The organism is Demequina globuliformis, from assembly GCF_000975155.1.
In the GTDB taxonomy this organism is placed as follows: domain Bacteria; phylum Actinomycetota; class Actinomycetes; order Actinomycetales; family Demequinaceae; genus Demequina; species Demequina globuliformis.
Genome location: NZ_BBRG01000001.1, coordinates 443,097 through 458,095, shown reverse-complemented (window position 1 = coordinate 458,095; position 14,999 = coordinate 443,097). Strand labels below are relative to the sequence as shown.

General features: G+C 68.1%; 15 protein-coding genes. 7 read left to right on the top strand and 8 right to left on the bottom strand.

Features of this window, described 5'->3' with window-relative positions; all coding sequences use genetic code 11:
- Positions 1-26: 26 nt before the first annotated feature.
- The 3 genes from AOP75_RS02090 to AOP75_RS02080 all read right to left on the bottom strand — a co-directional run bounded on the left by AOP75_RS02090 (position 27) and on the right by AOP75_RS02080 (position 4,643).
- On the bottom strand, positions 27-1,808 hold the full coding sequence (locus AOP75_RS02090) for an acetyl/propionyl/methylcrotonyl-CoA carboxylase subunit alpha (RefSeq protein WP_062076706.1): 1,782 nt from the start codon (positions 1,806-1,808) through the stop codon (positions 27-29).
- A 171-nt stretch (positions 1,809-1,979) separates the two neighbouring features.
- Positions 1,980-2,606: a Maf family protein gene (locus AOP75_RS02085; RefSeq protein ID WP_062076705.1), complete on the bottom strand. Its 627-nt coding sequence runs from the start codon at positions 2,604-2,606 to the stop codon at positions 1,980-1,982.
- Between the two features lie 240 nt (positions 2,607-2,846).
- A complete protein-coding gene (locus tag AOP75_RS02080; RefSeq protein ID WP_062076704.1) occupies positions 2,847-4,643 on the bottom strand; it encodes an MFS transporter in 1,797 nt (598 codons plus the stop codon).
- Between the two features lie 159 nt (positions 4,644-4,802).
- Between AOP75_RS02080 and AOP75_RS02075 the strand changes: the two genes are divergently transcribed.
- A complete protein-coding gene (locus tag AOP75_RS02075; RefSeq protein ID WP_062076703.1) occupies positions 4,803-5,246 on the top strand; it encodes a MarR family winged helix-turn-helix transcriptional regulator in 444 nt (147 codons plus the stop codon).
- A 70-nt stretch (positions 5,247-5,316) separates the two neighbouring features.
- Here AOP75_RS02075 and AOP75_RS02070 read toward each other — a convergent pair whose 3' ends face one another.
- Positions 5,317-5,814 carry a MarR family winged helix-turn-helix transcriptional regulator gene (locus AOP75_RS02070; RefSeq protein ID WP_062076702.1) on the bottom strand — a complete coding sequence of 166 codons (498 nt, stop codon included), beginning with the start codon at positions 5,812-5,814 and terminating at the stop codon, positions 5,317-5,319.
- A 120-nt stretch (positions 5,815-5,934) separates the two neighbouring features.
- On the opposite strand from AOP75_RS02070, the gene AOP75_RS02065 reads away from it, so the two are divergent.
- Positions 5,935-6,297: a DoxX family protein gene (locus AOP75_RS02065; protein ID WP_062076701.1), complete on the top strand. Its 363-nt coding sequence runs from the start codon at positions 5,935-5,937 to the stop codon at positions 6,295-6,297.
- On the opposite strand, the gene AOP75_RS02060 is transcribed toward AOP75_RS02065, so the two are convergent.
- The 3 genes from AOP75_RS02060 to AOP75_RS02050 form a co-directional block, all read right to left on the bottom strand.
- The gene (locus AOP75_RS02060; RefSeq protein ID WP_161794521.1) at positions 6,294-6,818 is read right to left on the bottom strand and encodes a SanA/YdcF family protein; all 525 of its coding nucleotides are present in this window, start codon (positions 6,816-6,818) and stop codon (positions 6,294-6,296) included. The two genes, AOP75_RS02065 and AOP75_RS02060, sit on opposite strands and share 4 nt — an antisense overlap.
- A gap of 83 nt (positions 6,819-6,901) precedes the next feature.
- Positions 6,902-7,150 carry an acyl-CoA carboxylase epsilon subunit gene (locus AOP75_RS02055; protein ID WP_062076699.1) on the bottom strand — a complete coding sequence of 83 codons (249 nt, stop codon included), beginning with the start codon at positions 7,148-7,150 and terminating at the stop codon, positions 6,902-6,904.
- A complete protein-coding gene (locus tag AOP75_RS02050; protein WP_062076698.1) occupies positions 7,147-8,736 on the bottom strand; it encodes an acyl-CoA carboxylase subunit beta in 1,590 nt (529 codons plus the stop codon). Before AOP75_RS02050 ends, AOP75_RS02055 begins: the two co-directional genes overlap by 4 nt.
- Before the next feature lie 41 nt (positions 8,737-8,777).
- Between AOP75_RS02050 and AOP75_RS02045 the strand changes: the two genes are divergently transcribed.
- Positions 8,778-9,647 (top strand): biotin--[acetyl-CoA-carboxylase] ligase, encoded by an 870-nt coding sequence (locus AOP75_RS02045; RefSeq protein WP_062076697.1) that lies wholly within the window; start codon positions 8,778-8,780, stop codon positions 9,645-9,647.
- 102 nt (positions 9,648-9,749) lie between these two features.
- Here the strand turns inward: AOP75_RS02045 and AOP75_RS02040 are convergent, their stop codons facing one another.
- Positions 9,750-10,469, bottom strand: coding sequence for an SOS response-associated peptidase (locus AOP75_RS02040; protein WP_236683059.1), 720 nt, complete (start codon positions 10,467-10,469; stop codon positions 9,750-9,752).
- A 97-nt stretch (positions 10,470-10,566) separates the two neighbouring features.
- Here AOP75_RS02040 and AOP75_RS02035 point away from each other — a divergent pair, with 97 nt between their 5' ends.
- The 4 genes from AOP75_RS02035 (at position 10,567) to AOP75_RS02020 (ending at position 14,992) form a co-directional block, all read left to right on the top strand.
- Entirely contained in the window at positions 10,567-11,916 is a 1,350-nt protein-coding gene (locus tag AOP75_RS02035) for an NAD(P)-binding domain-containing protein (protein WP_083966624.1), read from the top strand.
- Positions 11,917-12,042: 126 nt separating this feature from the next.
- The gene (locus tag AOP75_RS02030; RefSeq protein ID WP_062076694.1) at positions 12,043-13,218 is read left to right on the top strand and encodes a TadA family conjugal transfer-associated ATPase; all 1,176 of its coding nucleotides are present in this window, start codon (positions 12,043-12,045) and stop codon (positions 13,216-13,218) included.
- A complete protein-coding gene (locus tag AOP75_RS02025) occupies positions 13,215-14,075 on the top strand; it encodes a type II secretion system F family protein (RefSeq protein WP_062076693.1) in 861 nt (286 codons plus the stop codon). Before AOP75_RS02030 ends, AOP75_RS02025 begins: the two co-directional genes overlap by 4 nt.
- On the top strand, positions 14,072-14,992 hold the full coding sequence (locus AOP75_RS02020; protein ID WP_236683058.1) for a type II secretion system F family protein: 921 nt from the start codon (positions 14,072-14,074) through the stop codon (positions 14,990-14,992). The genes AOP75_RS02025 and AOP75_RS02020 overlap by 4 nt, the downstream gene beginning before the upstream one ends.
- Positions 14,993-14,999 lie beyond the last annotated feature (7 nt).

Sequence of the window (14,999 nt, the reverse complement as noted above, 5' to 3'; positions counted from 1 at the left end):
GCAGGGCGCGGTGGATAACGGAAGGGCTAGTCCGCGATGTCGCAGATCACGGTGCCGGCGCTCACCGACGCGCCAACGGCGTGGCTGAGCCCTGTCACCGTGCCGGCCTTGTGCGCCACGAGCGGCTGCTCCATCTTCATCGCCTCGAGGACGACCACGAGGTCGCCTTCCGCGACGCTGGCGCCGTCCTCGACGGCGAGCTTCACGATGGTCCCCTGCATGGGGGAGGTGAGGGAGGTGCCCGATGCCGCGGCCTTGGCCCCGGTTGAGCGCCGCGCCGTGCGCCGCGCAGGGCCTCCAGCGCGTCGTGCGTTGGCGCGCCCCGCCTGGGCGAGAGCGGCAGGCAAGACGACTTCGAGACGCTTTCCGCCCACCTCGACGACCACGCGCTCGGTGGCCGAGGCTTCCGCCGCGACCTCGACGCCCGCTCCGGTGCTACCGAGGCTGGCGACGGTCTCCGCGTAGTCCGACTCGATCCATGTGGTGTACACGCTGAACGACCCGTGCGCGGCGGTGAACTCGGGGGCCTCAAGCACGGCGCGGTGGAACGGAAGGACCGTGGGGATGCCTTCCACCGTCATCTCCGCGAGCGCGCGGCGGGCGCGCTGAATGGCCTGCTCGCGAGTGGCCCCCGTGACGATGACCTTCGCGATCATCGAGTCGAAGTTGCCGGAAACGGTGTCGCCTTCGCGCACACCCGCATCCACGCGGACCCCGGGGCCCGACGGGAACTGCAGCGTGCTGATGCGTCCAGGTGCCGGCATGAAGTTGCGGCCCGGGTCTTCACCGTTGATGCGGAACTCGAGGGAGTGCCCGCGGGTGACGGGCTCCAGCACGGAGATGGGGTCGCCCGCGGCAATGCGGAACTGTTCGCGGACCAGGTCGACCCCGGTGACCTCCTCCGTCACCGGGTGCTCCACCTGCAGGCGAGTGTTGACCTCAAGGAAGGAGATGGTGCCGTCCGCGCCCACGAGGAACTCGCAGGTCCCAGCTCCCTCGTAGCCGGCCTCGCGCAAAATCGCCTGGCTGGATTCGATGAGGCGCGCGTTCTGCTCGTCGGTGAGGAACGGCGCCGGTGCCTCTTCGACGAGTTTCTGGTGGCGACGCTGCAGCGAGCAGTCGCGCGTCGACACCACCACCACGTTCCCGTGGCGGTCGGCCAAGCATTGGGTCTCGACGTGGCGGGGCTTGTCGAGAAAGCGTTCAACGAAGCACTCGCCGCGCCCAAACGCCGCGACAGCCTCACGCGTGGCGGAGTCGAACAGTTCGGGGATTTCTTCACGGGTGCGCGCGACCTTGAGGCCGCGGCCGCCGCCGCCGAACGCCGCCTTGATAGCGACCGGCAAGCCGAACTCGTCCGCGAATGCGAGAACCTCGTCGGCGTTCTTCACCGGGTCCTTGGTGCCGGGCACCAGCGGAGCGCCAGCGCGCTGCGCAATGTGGCGTGCGCTGACCTTGTCTCCCAGTCCCTCGATCGCCGCGGGAGGGGGCCCAATCCACACGAGCCCAGCGTCGATCACGGCGCGCGCAAAGTCAGCGTTCTCTGACAGGAAGCCGTACCCCGGGTGGATTGCCTCGGCGCCCGAGCGTCGGGCAACCTCAATGATCTTCGCGATGTCCAGGTAGGTCTCGCCTGCCGTGGAGCCGTTCAGCGAGTAAGCGTCATCTGCCAGCCGTACGTGCGGTGCATCCCGATCGGGGTCGGCGTAGACGGCGATCGAGCGCAGTCCGGCGTCTGCGCAGGCGCGGATCACACGGACGGCGATCTCGCCCCGGTTGGCGATGAGGACGGATGAGTAGGCGGGCACCCCGACACCGTAGCGCGCGATGTCGCTGCTCTTGGCGTTGTGGTCAGCGGCGCGCGGGAACTTTGGTGCGCCATGACACGTTGCGGAAGGCCGTTTGTAGGCATCCCACAAACGACTTGACGATTTCTTGGGCTACGGGGCCGTAGGTTGTCGCCGATCCACAATGAACGGCTAGTGGCGGAGGGTGTGGAAGGGCACGCCGAGTTCCGCGAGCAGGGCGCGAAGCAGGGGCAGGGACACTCCCACCACTCCATGAAAGTCACCCTCGATGGCCTCCACGTACGGTCCACCCAGTCCGTCCACGGTGAATGCGCCGGCAACCTTCAATGGCTCCCCGGTCGCGATGTACGCATCGATCTCGTCGTCCGTGAGGTTCGCAAAGTGCACGGTTGTTTCGCTGCTCGCGCCCACGGACCCCCGCGAGCCATCCTCGCGGTCGTCGACCAGCCAGTGGCCCGTGTGCAGTACGCCAGACCGCCCGCGCATGGACTGCCAACGTTCACGCGCGACCTCGGGGCTGTGCGGCTTGCCGTAGATCTGGCCGTCGAGTTCCAGCATCGAGTCGCATCCGAGCACGATCGCACCCGTCTCGTACTCGCTTGCCACGTGCTCTGCCTTGGCGCGCGCGAGCGCGAGGACGGCGTCGCCCGGCCCCGCGTCAGGATGATCAGTGGCGAGCGCGCTCAGGATCGCGTCCTCGTCGACGCCGGAAACGATCACGTCTGGCTCGACGCCCGCGGCACGGAGCGTGGCGAGGCGGGCGGGTGATTGTGAGGCGAGCAGGAGCGGGACAGTCATGCCGCAGAGCCTACCGACCGCGCCTTGCCCTCCTGCGCGCCGCCGCCGCGCCGTTGGGCGTCTCCCGCCGCCGGACTAGTCAACTGGCATCCACGCGCGGCGGCCCGGCGGTTCAACGGCACGTTGCGTGTGCGGCTCGCGCGTCAGCCGCGCGAGGCCCAAAAAAAGTCCGGCCCAGCGGTGAACGGAGGTGAAGTGCCTCGTTCGCCGCTGGGCCGGACGTGCTCAGACGTGACGTGCTTAGCGGGCGGGTGGGGCGGGTGCGTTCTGGTCGCTGTCGGGATCCGCTGCGCCTGACGCGGACACGCCAGCAGGGGTGGGCCCCTGGTCCGCGGACCCACGCACGCCACGCTCGGCGGCGCTGTCCTGCCGGATGCCATCGTGCGCGTCAGTGCTCTCGTCGGCACCCTCGCCCGCGCCATCAGTCGAGCCGCCCTCGCCACTGCCGGGCTCCGCGCTCAGCGACTTCTCGCCGCGCGGCAGCGCCACAAGCATCAGCACCGCGGTGGCGATCGCGATGATTGCGGAGATCATCATGGCGTACTGGTTGGCCTCCATGAAGGCTGCTTGGGCAGCGAAGGCGATTTGTTCGGCTGCCCCTGCTGCGTCGCCTCCGGCGCTGGCCATCTGGTCGGTGACGGCGAGGGCGCCAGCCAGCGAGTCCTCGATCACCGCGCCGGCGTCGCCGGGAACCTGCTCAGCGACGTCGGAGATGTTCTGCGTGTACTGGGTGGCGATCATCGAACCCAGGAGCGCGATGCCGAGCGACGCGCCCAACTCGCGCGTGGTGTCGTTCATGGCCGAACCCATGCCGGAGCGGTTGCGAGGCACGGACGCCATGAGCATGTTGGTCGCGGGCGTCATCACCATCGCCATGCCGAGCGTGATGATGGACATGGCGATGAGGAAGTCCCAGTAGCTCGGAACGGCCGGCCAGGTCGTCATGAGGAAGAACCCTCCGGCGACGGCAACCAAGCCGGGTACCACGGTCCAACGGGTGCCCACGGCAGCGACCAGGCGGGGGACCATGGGGCCCACGACCATCATGGGGAGCATGGGCGGGATCATGGCAAGGGAGGTCTTCAGTGCCCCGTAGTCCATGACGAGCTGGAAGATCTGGGTCATGCCAAAGAACGCGCCGATCATGGCGAAGAACGTCAGCGTGACCGACACGACCGACAGGGAGAAGCGGCGGTTCTTGAACAGCGAGAGGTCGAGCATGGGGTGCTCGACGCGGTTCTCCCACCAGATGAAGGCCAGCAGCGATGTCACGCCCACGGCCGCGGCGGTGATCGTGACGACGTCGTCCCAGCCGTGCGAGGGGACCTCCATGATGGTGTACACAATTCCGGCGAGGGCGGCGGTGATGAAAGCACCTCCGACCCAGTCGACCGGAGTGGCCTTCTCATCGACAGACTCGGGCACGATTCGCCACGTGATGGCGAGCGCGATCACGCCGAAGACTGCGCCGAGCAGGAACGCAGCGTGCCAGTCGAAGAAGTGCAGCAAAATACCGGTGAGCACTGACCCGATCATCATCCCGACGCCGGCAACGGCCGCCCAGATTGCGATCGCCTTGGGGCGCTCCTTGCTGGGGAAGACGACGTTCACGATGGACAGCGTCGTCGGCATCACGAGTGCGCCACCAATGCCCATGAAGGCACGCGAGGCGATGAGTTCTGCCCCCGTTTCCGCGAAGAACGGGGCGTACAGGGATGCGAGGACAAAGACAACGAGGCCGACCACCATGGTGCGCTTGCGGCCGTAGCGATCGGCGATCGCGGCGGCGACGAACAGCAGCGAGGCGAACACGAGCGCGAATGCCTCGACGACCCAGGTGAGTTCCAGTTGCGTGAGGGAGAACTCGACGGTGAGGTCGGGGAGAGCCAGGTTGAGGCTCATGTTCGCGATCATCGCGGTCATGAGGCCCAGGCAGAGAGTCGCGAGGATGGCCCAGCGACGGCGGTAGGTCGACTCGGGGATGCCCTCGTCGATGGCATCCTGCAGCGAGGCGTGGATGGGGGCAGGCTTGGACAACTGCAGCTCCTTGCGGATAAAGATGGGGACCCCGCACGGGGGGCTCGGCTACACTACTTCGCGTTAGATGAACTATCAAGTTCGTGTGACGTGAAGTAATTAACGATCGTTGCCGCCGGCGTCCTTCCCGACTGCTGAGGGCGTGACAAGGAGTGGGCGATGAATCGCGACGCCGAAGTGGCGCAAATTCTCGAGCTTCAGGGCCGGCTGATGCGCACCTCCATGCGCCACCACTCCCGCACTATGGTCGATGAACACCTCACCCCGGTGCAGTTTCACCTCCTCCTACACCTGCACTCGCACCCAGGCGTGCCCACGTCTGACGCCGCGGGCGCGCTCGACATTCGCGCGAACATTGCTACTGGCGTCATCCAGCGACTTGTCGAGCGCGGCTGGGTGCGGCGCGAGCAATCGCCGGAGGACGGGCGGGTGCGGCTCTTGTCGCTGACCGATGCCGGAGTCACCCTGGTCAATGAGGCGGTGGCCGAGGCTGAGCGTGGGTTTATCTCGCACCTCAACGCGCTGTCCGACGAGCAGGTGGTCCAGCTCCGGGGCATCCTCGGGACAATCTTGGCTGCCGTGGGGGATGAGCCCGCGCAGTAGTGGGGGCAAACCTGCCCAGGAGCGGCGGATGCGCCCGCCCCGTCACCCGGTGCGGGCCTGAGCGCTCGACCTAGGCGGTGAGGTCGCTGTCCACCGCGGCGCACTGCTGAGCCACGGCCGTCGGCAGGAGCGATGTGAACAACTCCGTGAGCCCCGCGCGCAGGTGGGCGGGCACGCGTTCGATCAGGACCTCGCGCTTGAGGTCCTCGTAGGCTGCGGCGGCGTCGTCGACCACGCGCGCGCCTTTGTCGGTGAGGACGGCCCAGTTGGCGCGCCTGTCGTGGTCGCACGTGCGGCGCTCGACCAGCCCGTCGGACTCCAGCTTTGACATGGTGTGCGACAGGCGCGACAGCGACGAGTCCGCCGCTTGAGCGACCCGGGCGAGCTGCAGCGTCCGGTCGGGCTGGGCCGCGAGCGTCGACAGGATGGTGAACTGGAAGTGGTTGAGGCCGGTGGTGTGGCGCAGACGCTCGTCGAGCGCGGCTGGGACCGTGGCGAGGACAGCGCTGAACCGGCGCCACAAGAGTTCGTCCTGGGTGCTCAGGGTGGGGGTCGCCTCAACGGTCACGGGCACCATGGTACCGAGGAGCACGCGCCGAGGGAATACTGCTACAGTTCCGGTTGTCATATCAATCGTTGATACATCAACCGAAATCTACGGCTATCCACGCCGCCCGGAAGGACACTCATGGTCATCGCTTACTGGATCGTCGCGGGGCTGCTCGCGCTCGTCTTCCTTGCCGCCGGCCTCAGCAAGCTCGTGAAGTCGGAAAAGGACCTGCGCGACTCCGGCATTCTGCCCGAGCGACGCAGCCTCGCGTCCGAGCGCATCATCGGTGCCCTCGAAGTGATCGGCGCCGTCGGACTCATCGTCCCCCCGCTGACCTCGATCGCCGTCATCCTGGCTCCAGTCGCGGCCATCGCGCTCGCCGTGCTGATGATCATTGCTGTCGTGGACCACGTCCAGAACAAGGAGCCCTACGTGCCCGCGGCTGCGCTGAGCGCTGCCAGCATCGTGGTGGCCATCCTCGGCTTCCTCGCCTGGATCTAGGTCGCAGCGTCGCGCGCGATCTCGACAGCGGCCTTCCAGGTGGCCGGGATCTCGCGCACATAGCCGCGCGCGGTGTGGTGCCGCGTTGCGAGCACAGGCGGGTATGCCCCCTGAACGGTGAGGCCGACAGACCGGCACAGCCACATCGCCCGCGGCAGGTGGAACTCTTGCGAACACACAATGACGCTCGAGATCCCCTGTGCGCGGGCGTTGCGCGCTGACTCCCGCGTGTCGTATCCATACGGGTCCTTGACGAGAGCGTCGCCTGGGACGCCAAGCTCGAGTGCTGCGCGCTCCATTGCCGCGGTCTCGTCCAGGCCCTCGCGGTTGTTCCCGGCGCCTGTCAGGATGAGTTGGGTGACGTGTCCCGCGTTCCACAGGGCCGCGCCCGCTTCCACCCGCTGACGCAGGAACCTGCTGGGCCTGCCGTCGGGCCACACCCTGGCACCCAGGACAAGCGCGGCATCAGCCGCATCAAAGTCGGCGGCCGATGCTGGCTTGAGCCGACCACGCGCGCTCACCCTGGCATAGAGCTGGGGCGCGAGTGCCGCTGCCCCCGCAAGAGCAGTGAGCCCAAGTGTGCTGCGTGCCCCGTGCATCGGCCCTACCGCAGCGAGTGGCGCCACGCGGAAGCGCCCCGCCCCAGCGGTAACTGGCGAAAGGATCCGCGCATGGTGCGGGTGCGGTCCATCCACGCGGACGTGGGGGAGCCGGGAGCGTCATCATCTGACGCCGCTGACGCCACGACCGCGACGCCGGCAACCAGCGCCGCCAGTTCCGCGTCGTCGGGCGAACCCTGCACCACCCGCAGCCCTGCGGCGGCCGCGAACGGGTCCTCTGCCTGGCCGGTCACAGCGGGATGTTCCCGTGCTTCTTGGGCGGCAGCGATGCGCGCTTGGTGCGCAGCGCCCGGAGTGCCCGAGTGATCTGGCCACGAGTCTCCGACGGCTCGATCACCGCGTCCACATAGCCGCGGTCGGCCGCGTCGTACGGGTTGACGATCTCGTCCTCGTACTCGGCGGTCAGGCGCGCACGCTCGGCGTCGACGTCTCCGCCGTCCTCGGCCACCTTGGCCAGCGTGCGGCGCTGGAGGATGTTCACGGCGCCACCTGCACCCATGACCGCGATCTGTGCCGAGGGCCACGCCAGGTTGATGTCCGCGCCCAACTGCTTGGACGCCATCACGATGTACGCACCGCCGTAGGCCTTGCGGGTGATGACAGTCACCAGGGGCACGGTCGCCTCGGCGTAGGCGTAGATGAGCTTGGCGCCACGGCGAATGATGCCCTGGTGCTCCTGGTCGACGCCGGGCAGGAAGCCGGGGACGTCGACAAAGGTGATGACCGGGATGTTGAACGCGTCGCAGGTGCGCACAAAGCGCGCGGCCTTCTCCGAGGCATTGATGTCGAGGGTGCCGGCCATGGACTGCGGCTGGTTCGCGACAATCCCTACGCTGTGGCCCTCGATGTGGCCAAACCCGGTGAGCACGTTGGGCGCAAACAGCGGCTGAATCTCGAAGAACTCGCCCTCGTCCAGGACCGTCTCGACGACCGTCTTCATGTCGTAGGGCTGGTTGGGGGAGTTGGGGACGATGGTGTTGAGAGCCTCGTCCTCCTCCGTCAGCGTGAGATCAGCGGCCCCGTCCCAGTCGGGGGCGTCGGACAGGTTGTTGGAGGGCAGGAACTGCAGCAGGTGCTGGACGTACTCGATCGCATCGTCCTCATCGGAGGCCAGGTAGTGCGCGACGCCGGACTTGGCGTTGTGCGCTTGCCCGCCACCCAGCTCCTCGAACGTCACTTCCTCGCCCGTCACGGACTTGATGACGTCGGGGCCTGTAATGAACATCTGGCTGGTGCCGTCCGCCATCACGATGAAGTCGGTCAGCGCGGGGGAGTAGACCGCACCGCCTGCGGACGGGCCCAGGATGATCGAGATCTGCGGGATCACGCCGGAGGCCGCCACGTTGCGGCGGAAAATCTCTGCGAACTGGGTCAGCGCAGCAACGCCTTCTTGAATGCGGGCGCCGCCGCCGTCGGAGATGCCGATCAGCGGCACGCCGGTGCGCAACGCGAAGTCCTGCACCTTGGTGATCTTCTGACCGTGGACCTCGCCCAGCGACCCGCCAAAGACGGTGAAGTCCTGGCTGTAGACCGCCACCTGGCGGCCGTCGATGGTGCCGTAGCCGGTGACGACGCCGTCGCCGTAGGGGCGGTTCTTGTCGAGGCCAAAGTTGCGGCTGCGGTGGCGTGCCAGGGCGTCGAGCTCGACGAAGGAGTCCTCGTCGAGCAACTGCTCGATGCGCTCGCGGGCGGTCTTCTTGCCGCGCGCGTGCTGCTTGTCCTGGGCCGTGGCCTCGTGCTGTGTCACGGCCTCGTCGAGCTTGCCACGCAGAGCGTCGAGCGCGCCTGCGGTGGTCGAGGTGGGCTGGGAATCGGTCACGGTACTCCTTGTGGTGTGGCTTCGGCGGCTAGCCTAGCCCGGTGACCTCCCCGACGCCCGCAGCCGTTGCTGCTTCCCGCGAGCCGCTCACGGCTAGCGCCCTTGACGGCCTTGTGGGCCCGGGGCGCCAGTTGGCGCGTCTGGACGTGCGCGCGGCGTCACCGTCGACCAACACGGCCCTGCTCGACGCCGCACGCGCCGAACCTGAGGCGTGGCCACATTTCAGTGCCATGATCGCGGATCACCAAACTGCCGGCCGGGGGCGCGCCGGCCGCGCGTGGGCCACTCCGCAGGGGGCGGCGCTCACGGCATCGTTCTTGTGGAAGCCCGATGTCCCCGTCGACTCCCTGGGGTGGGCGCCGCTGGTCGCGGGCGTGGCAACGGTGGGGGCGTTGCGAGATGCGGGCGTGGGGGCCTACCTCAAGTGGCCTAATGACGTGGTGGTCGAGGCCGGCGTCAAGGCCATTCCCGGCTGGGGGCGCTGGCGCAAGGTGGTGGGCGTGCTGTGCGAGATGGTCCCGCGCTCTGGTGTCGATGAAGAGGCGGCAATCGTGGCCGGCATTGGCATCAATGTGTCGCAGTCGCCGTCTGAGCTGCCCGTCCCGCACGCCGCGTCGCTGGCGACCTTGGGCGCCGCGCGCCTGGACAGGGTCTCGCTCGCGAAGTCGCTCGTGGCTCACCTGAGAGATGCGGTCGCGATGTGGGAGGCCGATGAGGACCTGCCGCGGGTGCATGCCGCCGTCGAGTCCGTGTGCGCGTCGATTGGCTGGGATGTGACCGTGGATTTGCCGGGGGGAGAGGCGGTCACGGGTCGTGTGACGGGCCTGGCGCCTTCTGGTGCATTGCGCGTGGCGACTCGCCATGGTGAGCGCGAAGTGATGGCCGGAGACGTGCGAGTCCGCCGCGCCTAACCCGCGCCTTCCCCGCCAAATGGCTCCATTTCGCTGTTTTAGCGGGCTATAACAGCCATTTTGTGCCACTTGGGGCGGGCCGATGCTGGGGCGCGGCCCGTACTAGTCGAGCGGTGCGATGTTGTCAGGCGCGTTGTTCTTGGGCGAGCCCACGGCTTTGCGCACCGGATGCCACGCCAGCGACGGTGCGGGTGCGGCGATCACGTCAAACAAGGTGCCTTGATCCGCATCGCGCGACAGCCAGGCATCCACGCCTTCGGAACCCAGCATCACGGGCTGACGGTCGTGAATGTCGCGCATCGACCCGCGCGCCGCGGTCGTCATGATCGTGGTCGTCACGAGCCATGGCGCGTCCTCGCGCAGCGCCTTGTCCCGCCAGAACTCGTACAGCCCAGCGAATGCCAGCGGCGAGTCGTCTTCGGGATGGATGTAGAACGGGTGTTTACCGTCCGCGCCCGTCTGCCACTCAAAGTAGCCATTAGCGGGGACGATGCACCGTCGCTTCGCGAAAGCGGATCGGAACGACGGCTTCTCCGCGGCGGTCTCCGAGCGCGCGTTGATCATCCGTGCGCCCACGCTCGGATCCTTGGCCCACGACGGCACCAGGCCCCAGCGTGCGGGTTCAAGGCGCCGCCCGGGGTCGTCGTCCTTGCCGGGCACCACGATCGCCACCAGTTGGGTGGGTGACACGTTCCAGTTGGCGTCGAACAGGCGGGGCTCGTCCGCCACGGCAGCAATGTGGAAGTGGTCGACGAGCTCTTGCTCGGTCAGGAAGTTCGCGTAGCGGCCGCACATACCCTCATGGTGGCGCGTGCTCGTCATGATGTCGACCGGATCCAGACATTGACTTTCATCGATATCTGCACCACAGTGGACACATTGATCTTCGTCAATGTTTCGCAACGAATGGAATGAACCCATGCCACGTGTCTTGGTGATTGGAGCGGGCCCTCAGGGCCTGGCGGCGGCAGCCCACCTGCAGGAACGCGGCCTGACACCGCTAGTCCTCGAGTCCGGAACTGGCCCCGCAGCCTCAGTCGCGCAATGGGGCCACGTGCGCCTGTTCTCGGCTTGGCCGGAGCTCATCGACGCCGCCGCGCGCCGCCTGCTGGAGCCCACGGGCTGGACAGCGCCCGTGCAGGCAGCCGACGGCACTGCCTACCCCACCGGAGCCGAGTGGATTGAGCACTATCTTTCGCCACTGGCCCGCGCATTGGGCGACGCGGTGCAGTACGGCGTCACCGTGACAGGGGTGGGACGCAAAGGACGTGACCTGTCCGTCGACTCGGGGCGTGCCGAGCAGCCATTTGTGGTCACCGTGGTGGGCGCGGATGGCACCGAGGACCGCCTCGAGGCGTCCGCGGTGATCGATGCCTCCGGGACGTGGACCACCCCGAACCCCGCCGGAGCGGAGGGCCTACCGGCGCTGGGTGAAGCCACCGCACGCGAGCGCGGTGTGGTCGCGTCGAGAATCCCGACTGCCCTGGAAGCGGCAGAGTTTGCCGGGCGGCACGTCGTTGTCGTGGGTAGTGGTCACTCGGCCGCAGGGGCGATCACCACGCTCGCGGACGTAGCGAGGGCGCATCCCGCCACAAAGGTCACGTGGGTGCTCCGACGCGGCGCCGTCGGAACCACGTTTGGAGGTGGCGCCGCCGACGAGTTGCCAGAGCGTGGTGCACTGGGCAAGCGCGCGGGCCGAGCAGTTCGCGAAGGGATCGTGGAGATCGTCACGGGGTTCCGCACAGAACGCATCGAGCTTGAGGGGCGCCGCGCCGTCGTGTCCGCCGAAGACGGTCGGCACCTGCCAGCAGCCGACCAGGTCTACGTGCTCACTGGCGCGAGGCCGAACCTGGGCTTCTTGTCGGAGATCCGGCTCGACCTCGACATGCGTCTCCAGGCGCCGGCAAGGGTAGCGGCCGAGGTCGACCCCAACGTCCATTCCTGTGGCTCGGTCAGGGCGACCGGTGCCGCCGATCTCGCTCATCCCGAGACGGACTTCTACATTGTGGGTGCCAAGTCCTACGGCCGAGCGCCCACGTTCCTCGCCTTGACGGGTTACGAACAGGTCCGTTCTGTCGTTGCCGCCATTGCTGGCGATCACGAGGCGGCTGCGCGAGTGGAGCTCGTGCTTCCCGACACTGGCGTGTGTGGTGGCGCTGGCGACTACGACGCCGAGCCTGGATCCGAGGTAAGCGGCGCCTGCTGCGCGCCGGCGCCCCGCCGCGCGCCCCAGAGCATTGAGTTGGGACTGTCGCCCACGCCAAGGTAACGCCGAGCCGCGACGTGACGCGGCATCGGCCCGCCGAGCACATCGAGCATTTCGAGCACGTCGAGTTATCCACAGGCGCGCGCCTTGCTGTCGCGCGAGGGAAGCAATCGCCCTACTGTCGAGCGCATGACGGGGGAAGCCATTGCTCAGGTTGAGCACCAGGTGCGTCAGCGCATTCGTGACTCCGGCGTGGATCCCGCCGCCGAGGTCGCGGCGGTACGTGCCATGGTCGAGGAGGCGCTCGCGGCCTGGGATGCGCGGTCGCTGGCGGGCGCTGTGCCGCCGATCACCGACCCTCGCGCGGCGGCCCGTTCCATTGTCGATGCTGTTGCCGGGCTTGGCCCGCTGCAGCCGTATCTCGACGACCCCGAGGTAGAAGAGATCTGGGTGAACTCGCCCACGGAGGTCTTCATCGCCCGGGGCGGCCGCGCAGAACTGACGACGACATTGCTGACCGCGGACGCTGTCCGCGACTTGGTCGAACGCATGCTCAAGCAATCCGGGCGCCGGCTCGACTTGAGCATGCCGTTCGTGGACGCGACACTTCCGGGTGGCGAGCGTCTCCACGTCGTTATCCCGGACGTCACCCGACGCGACTGGGCGGTCAACATCCGCAAGTTCGTGGTGCGCGCACGTGACCTCGATGACATGGTGAGGCTGGGATCGCTGACCGCTGAGGCCGCCAGGTTTCTCGCATCCGCGGTGGCCGGTGGCGCGAACATGCTTGTGTCCGGCGCGACGCAAGCTGGCAAGACCACGATGTTGAACGCGCTTGCTGGGGCGGTCCCGGCTCGCGAGCGCGTCATCACCTGCGAAGAGGTGTTCGAACTCACGGTTCAGTGTCGCGACACGGTGGCCATGCAGTGCCGTCAGCCGTCCCTGGAGGGCACGGGGGAGATCCCATTGAGGCGGCTTGTCAAAGAGGCGCTTCGTATGAGGCCCGACCGCATCGTGGTCGGTGAAGTGCGCGGCGCCGAGTCGCTCGACATGCTGATCGCGCTCAACGCCGGGGTGCCCGGGATGTGCACCCTGCACGCGAACTCGGCGCGCGACGCCATCACCAAATTGTGTACGTTGCCGTTGCTGGCGGGCGAAAACGTCACGGACCGGTTCGTGGTGCCGACGGTGGCATCTGCAATCGATCTTGTCGTCCACCTTGATCGCGGCCCGCAGGGCGAGCGCCGCGTCAAGGAGATAGTGCAGGTCCCCGGCGCCGTGGAAGGCGGCGTGATCTCGACGTCCACCGTGTTTTCGCACGACGGGGCACGACTGGTGCCGCACCACGTGGGGACGCTCGCATGACCGTGGTGTGGGGCCTGACGCTCGGCATGGGGCTATTCCTGGTGTGGTGGTCGTGGTGGGAGCAGCCCACGCGCGGCGAGGCTCGCAGCGGAGGCTGGCAGACCCGCACGAGTGATCTCTTGGTTCAGGCTGGTGCCGATGCGGTCACGCCCGCTGCGCTCGCAGTGACCTGTGTTGGCGCGGGCACGGTGGCGCTCGTGGTGGCGGCCGGCGTCACGGGTTCGGTGCCGATCGCCGCGTGCTTTGCGGTGATGGCGGCCCGGGCGCCGTGGGCGTTGGTGGCGTCGCGCGCGCACCGCCGGGCCGCGACCACGCGGCAGTTGTGGCCGGACGTCGTGGACACTTTGGCGTCAGGCATCAGGGCCGGGCTGACTCTGCCAGAGGCCCTCGCGCAGGTGGGCACGAGGGGGCCGGAACCGCTCCGCGAACCGTTTGTGCTCTTCGCGGCCGACTACCGGGCATCCGGTCGTTTCGACGACTGCCTCAACGCTCTCAAGGCGCGATTGGCCGACCCCGTCGGTGACCGGGTCGTGGAGGCTTTGCGCATGACGCGGGAAGTCGGTGGGACCGACGTGGGCCGCGTCTTGGGCGCCCTGTCGGAGTTCTTGAGGGACGATGCCCGGGTCAGGGGAGAGATTGAGGCCAGGCAGAGTTGGACGGTCAACGCAGCAAGGCTCGCTGCCGCTGCGCCGTGGGTGCTGCTCGCGCTCCTGGCCGCCCGCGGTGACAACGCGCAGGCATACAACTCTGCAGCGGGAGCCACGGTCCTCGCAGTGGGTGGGGTGTGCACCGTGGTTGCATACCGGTTGATGATGCGAGCTGGTCGCATGCGTACCGAGATCCGGGTGTTGCGGTGACCGCGGTGACCTGGCTTGCTGCCCTCGCACTGGGAAGCGGCGCGTGGATGGTGCTCCTGTGGGTGCGGGCGCGGCGCCCTGGCGTTGCCCAGCGCGTAGCACCATACGTGCGCGCAGAGCCGGCGGAGGAGATCCGACTGCGTGCGGTCACCACCACGCCGTGGCCCACGCTCGAGCGCCTGCTAGCTCCTGCCGTCCGCGATGCTGCGAGAGTCCTTGCACGCTACGCAGGGCCGGCGTCGGACGTCTCGCGCAGGCTGCGCCGTGCCGGCAGCGGCACCACAGTCGAGCAGTTCCGCGCGCAACAGGTTCTTGCCGGGTGCGCCGGACTCGTCGCGGGCCTTGGACTTGCGACGTTCTTGGCGCTCACGCGCGGCGCGGGACTGGTCCCGTTGACAGTGCTCGTTGGCGTCGCGACCGCTACCGGGGTCCTGGTGCGCGACCTCGCCCTCAGCCGCGCGGTCGCGACCCGGGAGCGCCGACTCACGCAAGAACTGCCCACGATTGCCGAGCTTCTCGCCTTGGCCGTGTCCGCGGGAGAGTCGGCCACGGCCGCACTCGAGCGCGTGGCACGGATCACGCGCGGACCCATGTCCGACGAACTCCGGATCGCGCTCGCCGACTGTCGTGCAGGAGCCCGGCTCCCAGACGCGCTGCACTCGATGGCAAAGGACGCGGGTGTAGCCGCCCTCGCTCGCTTCGCGGAAGGCATCGCCACCGCCATGGAACGTGGCACGCCCTTGGCAGCCGTGCTGCGCGCCCAGGCCGCGGACGTGCGTGCCCAGGGCCGCGAGGCGCTGATCGAGGAGGGCGGCAAGCGCGAGTTGGCGATGCTCGTCCCGGTCGTGTTCCTCATCCTGCCCATCACCATCGTCTTCGCCGTTTACCCGGGTCTGCTGGCCTTACGGCTGTCGTAGGACCCAC